Origin of the sequence: Pseudomonas sp. NPDC087614, assembly GCF_044743485.1 — a bacterium.
Classification (GTDB): Bacteria; Pseudomonadota; Gammaproteobacteria; order Pseudomonadales; family Pseudomonadaceae; genus Aquipseudomonas; species Aquipseudomonas baetica_A.
In genome coordinates, this window is record NZ_JBIUWN010000027.1 from 55,596 (window position 1) to 62,134 (window position 6,539).

Here is a 6,539-nt window from a genome sequence, read left to right on the forward strand (position 1 = left end):
ACGCCCCGATTCACCGGGGCGCGAATCGAGGAAGGTCGTGCTAAACCTGCGTTTGGTTGCGTGTCGCGAAGCGTTGATGGTTGATGACCTTCACTACATCATCAATCACCGCTTTGCTCATCGCCGCCAGAAAAATGAGCGCCCCAGGCATAGCGGTCAGTTTTTTTGTCGTAAGCGGCGTCTTCAGCGAAGGCTTTGACGAGAAACAGCAGGTCGGAGGCTTGAGACAGAGCAACGCCGATCGGGAGGCCGGCGCTGACGTGGAAAAGGGGTTGATTGGAGCCGTAGATGAAGGGGGTAAGGCCGATGGTTTTCAGGTCAGAAGGCGTGGACGAGTCTTTTTCAGTCAGGGTGATACTCCTAATTTGAAGAGGCACCGCATTCGTTTCCATGCGAATGGGTGACAGCTGCGCGCAGGTTGGAAACCGGAAAATCAGGAAACCGGCACGTCCGAAGACGTCCCGCGCGCAGCCGTCATAAATCTGGATCGCAGACTAAAAATCTTTGCGATCACGAAGGCAGAGCGTTGTTGTCATTAATTTAATCGGGTTTCCAAGCCTGGCCGCTGATGAGCAGCGACGCCTTGAGAGTATCCCGTCAAAGAAAAGCCCAACAGGCGCCAAACCGCCTCAAACCACCGCTTCGGAACTTGCCTACAGCCCTCGGGGAAGTCTTCCGAGCATTGCACTCGTATAGACCAAACCATCGCCCAATAAAAAGCCGCGCATTTAGCGCGGCTTTCAAATGTGGTGGGCCCACACGGACTTGAACCGTGGACCAAAGGATTATGAGTCCTCTGCTCTAACCAACTGAGCTATAGGCCCTCAGTAGGCCGCGGATTATAGCGATGGTTTCTCGGCTGTGCTATCCGAAAAATCCGATACGGCAATACGAAGAAACGTTGCGGCGAATTCTTCGGGCGGCAGGGGAAGGCTGACGATGTAGCCCTGGATCTGTTCGCACCCTTCGGCGGCGAGGAATTTCTGTTGGGCCTGGGTTTCCACGCCTTCGGCGATTACGGTGAATTGCATGCTCCGTCCCAGCGCGATGATGGCGCGCACAATCGCCGCGTCGTGGGGGTCGTCGGGCAGTCCGCGAACGAAAGACTGGTCGATTTTGAGGATGTCCAGCGGCAGGCGTTTGAGGTAACTGAGTGAGGAATAGCCGGTGCCGAAGTCGTCGATCGCCAGTTGTACACCGAGGTGTTTGAGCTGGTGCAAGACGGCCAGCGCCTCTTCGGCCTGACTCATGATGAAGTTTTCGGTAATTTCCAGTTGCAGTAAGCCTGGCTGCAGGCGGTTGTCCTTGAGCAGTTGCTCGATGCGTCCGAGCAGGTTCGGCTGGCGCAATTGCGCGCCGGCGAGGTTGACCGACAGCGGGCCGAGGCTTTCGTAGAGCTGATTCCACTCAAACATTTGCCGGCAGGCGGTTTCCAGCACCCAGTCGCCGATCTGCAGAATCATTCCGTTCTCTTCGGCCAATGGGATGAAGTGCTCGGGCGGTACGTCGCCGAAGGTCGGATGACGCCAGCGAATCAGTGCTTCGGCGCCCACCAGGCTGTGGTCGTCGAGACTGATTTTCGGTTGGTAATACAGATGCAACTCATCGCGTTCGATGGCCCGGCGCAGTTCGTGTTCCAGCGCCACGCGTTCGCTGGCCTGGGCGGTGAGGTCGCGGGTGTAGCTTTCGACGCGGTTGCGGCCCTTGGCTTTGGAGCGATACATCGCGGCGTCGGCGTTTTTCACCAGGGTGGCCACGTCGCAACCGTCGCGCGGATACATACTGGTGCCGATGCTGGCGCTGATGAAGAACTCGTGTTCGCCGGCCTGGAACGGTGCACCGAAGCAATTGAGCAGTTTGGTCGCGATATTGTCGGCGTCGCTCGCCTGTTGCAGGCCCGGGAGCAGGATGATGAATTCGTCGCCGCCTAGCCGCGCGACGGTGTCGATGTCGCGCACTTGTTCTTTCAACCGAACCGCGATACCCCTGAGCAGCAGGTCACCGACGGGGTGGCCGAGGCTGTCGTTGATGTGTTTGAAGCGGTCGAGGTCCAGGAACAGCACCGCCCCTTGGCTGCCGTTTTCCTGCTGGTTGTTCAGCGCCATCAGCAAGCGGCTTTCGAACAGCGTACGGTTCGGCAGGCCGGTGAGCGGGTCATGGTGGGCCTGGTAGTCGAGTTTGGCCTGGGCATGCTTGAGGCTGGAGATGTCGGCAAACACCGCAACGAAGTGAGTGATGAATTTGTCGCGGTTACGCACGGCGCTGATGGTCAGCCAGCTCGGATACAGTTCGCCGTTCTTGCGCCGGTTGGAAATCTCGCCCTGCCAGTGACCTTCGTGGGTCAGTTGATGCCACATGGCGGCATAAAACGCGCTGTCGTGCAGGCCCGAGGCGAGCAGGCGAGGGGTGTGGCCGAGCGCCTCGCTTTCGCTATAGCCGGTGATCTCGGTGAAGGCTCGGTTGACCGCGCTGATGTGTTGCTGGGTATCGGTGATCAATACGCCTTCGGCAGTGCTCTCGAACACGGTCGCAGCCTGTTGCAGTTTTTCCTGCATCAGGTGGCGTTCAGTGATGTCGCGGGCGATGGTCAACATGCAGTCTTCTTCGCCGATCGGCAGCGGACGGCTGGACACTTCGCACAGACGGATCTGCCCGTCGCTGCGGCGGATATGGCAGGTGAAGTCGCGGACGAAGCCGTCGCGATGCAGCAGGTCGAGCATCTGCTTGCGTTCGTTGAGGTTGACCCAGATCCCCAGGTCCAGCGCCGAGCGGTCTACCGACATCGCGCTGTTGAAGCCGGTGATGCGGCTGAAACCTTCGTTGACTTCCAGCAGCAAACCGTCGCTCTGGCGTGACAGCAGCAAACCGTCCGGTGAAGCGTGAAAGGCCTTGGCGAATTTCTCCTCCGAGGTTTGCAGTTGCTGTTGGGTTTCCTTGAGCTGAGTGATGTCGCGCACCACCACCACCAGTGCAGGCGTCGTGTCGAGGTCGAACGGCTCGGCGGAGATCAGGCCGGTGAACACCTGGCCGTTGTTGCGCCGGAAGGGCATCTCCAGGTTGCGGATGCTGCCGGCCTGCAAGCGCTGCAACAACCCCGGACCCACGCCGGGAATGCCCCAGATATTCAGGTCGGTGGCCGTCTGGCCGATGACTTCTTCGGCTTTCAGGCCTATCTGCTCCTCGAAGGCTTCGTTGACCTCCAGCAGGCAACCGTCGGATAGCCGCGCAATCACCAGAATGTCCGGACATTGCTGGAAGACCGAGGCGAATTTCTGCTCCGAGAGCCGCAAGGCTTCTTCGGTGCGCTTGGTCTCGCTGATGTCGATCATCAGTCCACGCATCACCGGTTCGTGACCGTGTTCGATCAGGCTGACGATGTCGCGCACCCACAGACAGCGACCGTCGGCGGTGATCACCCGGTAATCGAGGCTGTGATCGCGTCCTGCCAGCACTTCGTGATCGCAGAAGCTCTGGGCGCGAGTCAGATCCGCCGGATGGATGATGTTGCGCCAGAAGCCGGGGACCAGCCAATGCGCCAGCGGATAACCGAGCAGGTCTTCAGCGTGGGGCGACACATAGCTGTAAGTGAAGTCGCTTATACGCGCCTCCCACGCAATGGCCGAAAGGCTCTCCACCAGGCCGCGATAGTGGTACTCGCTGCTGCGCAGTTCCTGTTCCAGGTCGATACGTCGGGCGATTTCCGAGCTCAGGCGCCGATTGATGCGGATGACGGCGGCCAGAATGATGACCAGCAATAACAGACCGGGAAGGCCGTAAACCAGCAAGTCGGACCAGAACGTTCGATGATCGAGGACGTTACCGACCCAATGCTCTTGAATGCTGCTGATTTCAGCCGGGGTCATGTCTGCCAGGACTTTGTCCAGAATGCCCACCAGCATTTTGTTCTCGCGCGGCACAGCCATCGCCAGTTGATAGCGATACGGGGTTTCGCCGCTGACATACAAACCGTCGAGCTTGAGTTGACGCAGGCTCCAGACGCTTGAAGCGAGGTCGCCGACCACCGCGTCCACCTCATCGGTCGCCAGTGCCTGCAATGCCGAGCTGACATTGGGCATGGCGACAAGATTCAGGTCCGGGTGGTTGAGGCGAAGCAATTCGTGGGGCGCATAGTTTTTCACTACGGCAATTTTCAGGCCGTAGAGGTCTTCTATCTTGCGCGGTTGCGCGCCGCCGACATGGGACAGAATGACAATCGGGAAGTCGAGGTAAGGGCGGGTGAACGACAGGTAGTTCTGGCGCTCCGGGGTGGACATGATCCCCGGCAGCAGGTCGATCTTGCCGCTTTTGACCTGTTCCAGGACTTGCGTCCAGCTCGAAGGCTCGATAGGTGTGAGCTTGATCGCCAGACGCTGGCGTATGACGTCGATGTAGTCAGCCGCCAAGCCCTGATAGCGTGCCTGGTCATCGCGAAACTCAAAGGGCGGCCACGATGCATCCACACCCAAGTGCAAGTCGGGGTGAGCCGCCAGCCAGCTACGTTCTTCATCGGTCAGAGTCAGCGCGGCAGCCGTTGCGGTCCAGATCATCAGTGACAGCAAAAAAAGCACGGACGCCAGTCTGGGCATAACGCTCTCGTTATGGCTCAAGGGTGATTGTTTCGAGTGTAGACGGGGTATGCGGGGGGAGGGGGGAGCGAGGACTTTAATCTTCCACATAAACAAAACCCCCGGCCTGGGCCGGGGGTTCTGGTATCACTCGTCGAGGAAGGAGCGCAGATGCTCGCTTCGCGTCGGGTGGCGCAGCTTGCGTAGCGCCTTGGCTTCGATCTGACGGATCCGCTCACGGGTCACGTCAAACTGTTTGCCGACTTCTTCAAGCGTATGGTCGGTGTTCATGTCGATACCGAAACGCATGCGCAGTACCTTGGCTTCACGAGCAGTGAGGCCGGACAGTACGTCACGGGTCGCTTCTTTAAGGCTCTCAACAGTGGCGACATCGATTGGCGACTGCATGGTCGAGTCTTCGATGAAGTCACCCAGATGGGAGTCTTCGTCATCACCGATCGGGGTTTCCATGGAGATCGGCTCTTTAGCGATCTTCAATACCTTGCGGATCTTGTCCTCAGGCATTTCCATGCGCTCGCCCAACTCTTCCGGGGTCGGTTCGCGACCCATTTCCTGCAACATCTGGCGGGAAATACGGTTGAGCTTGTTGATCGTCTCGATCATGTGCACCGGAATACGGATGGTGCGGGCCTGGTCGGCAATCGAGCGAGTGATCGCTTGACGGATCCACCAGGTGGCATAAGTCGAGAACTTGTAACCGCGGCGGTATTCGAACTTGTCCACCGCTTTCATCAAACCGATGTTGCCTTCCTGGATCAGATCGAGGAATTGCAGGCCGCGGTTGGTGTACTTCTTGGCGATCGAGATCACCAGACGCAAGTTCGCTTCAACCATCTCTTTCTTCGCGCGGCGGGCCTTGGCCTCACCGATCGACATGCGACGGTTGATGTCCTTGATTTCTGCGATGGTCAGACCGGTTTCGGTTTCCAGCGCGATCAGTTTCTGCTGGCAACGAATGATGTCCGGCTGAACACGGCCGATGGCTTCGGCGTACTTGCTCTTGCCTTTGGCCAGGGCGTCGGACCAGCTTTCGTCGACTTCGTTGCTCGGGAATTGGCGCAGGAAATCGGTGCGAGGCATGCGTGCATCACGTACGCACAGCTGCATGATCGCGCGCTCTTGCTGACGCAGGCGATCCAGGGCACTGCGAACACGCTCGACCAGGCCTTCGAATTGCTTCGGGACCAGTTTGATCGGCATGAACAGCTCGGCCAGAGCCAGCAGCTCGGCAATCGCTGCCTTGTTGCTGCGACCGTGCTTTTTCAGAGCCTTGCGCGTGATTTCCATCTGATCGGACACAGCGCCGAAACGCTGGGCAGCGATAACCGGATCCGGACCGCTTTCGGCTTCTTCTTCGTCATCGGAAGAATCGGCTTCATCGTCGTCGGAATCGTCGTCCGCTTTCACGGCCTTCGGATCGACAGGCGGCGGCACTTCTGCCGCAGGCGGCGCGATGCCGTCGTCCGGGTCGATATAACCGCTCAGAACGTCGGACAGGCGACCACCTTCGGTGGTGACGCGGGTGTACTCCGAGAGAATGTGGTCAACCGTGCCAGGGAAGTGCGCGATCGCGCCCATCACTTCACGGATGCCCTCTTCGATCCGCTTGGCGATTTCGATTTCGCCTTCACGAGTCAGAAGCTCGACCGTACCCATTTCGCGCATGTACATGCGCACCGGGTCGGTGGTGCGACCGATATCGGTCTCCACCGCTGCCAACGCAGCGGCTGCTTCTTCCGCAGCGGCCTCGTCGGTATCGGCGTCGGCCAACATAAGGGCGTCCGCATCCGGAGCACTCTCGTGTACGGGGATCCCCATGTCGTTAATCATGCGGATGATGTCTTCCACCTGCTCCGGATCTGAAATATCCTCGGGCAGGTGGTCGTTGACCTCGGCGTAAGTCAGATACTTCTGCTCACGACCCAGTTTGATCAACTCAATAATACGAGACTG

At 58.9% G+C, this 6,539-nt stretch carries 2 protein-coding genes, 1 tRNA gene and 1 pseudogene; all 4 read right to left on the bottom strand.

Translation table 11 applies throughout. The features are described from left to right. Positions 1–40: 40 nt before the first annotated feature. Positions 41–350: pseudogene (locus ACIOWA_RS12820) on the bottom strand (DUF3077 domain-containing protein). A gap of 397 nt (positions 351–747) precedes the next feature. After that, positions 748–824: transfer RNA gene (locus tag ACIOWA_RS12825), tRNA-Ile, on the bottom strand. Between the two features lie 15 nt (positions 825–839). Continuing rightward, a complete protein-coding gene (locus tag ACIOWA_RS12830; protein WP_339433293.1) occupies positions 840–4,586 on the bottom strand; it encodes an EAL domain-containing protein in 3,747 nt (1,248 codons plus the stop codon). A 126-nt stretch (positions 4,587–4,712) separates the two neighbouring features. Beyond that, the coding region (gene rpoD / locus ACIOWA_RS12835) for an RNA polymerase sigma factor RpoD (protein ID WP_401160103.1) at positions 4,713–6,539 on the bottom strand (1,827 nt) is incomplete at its 5' end.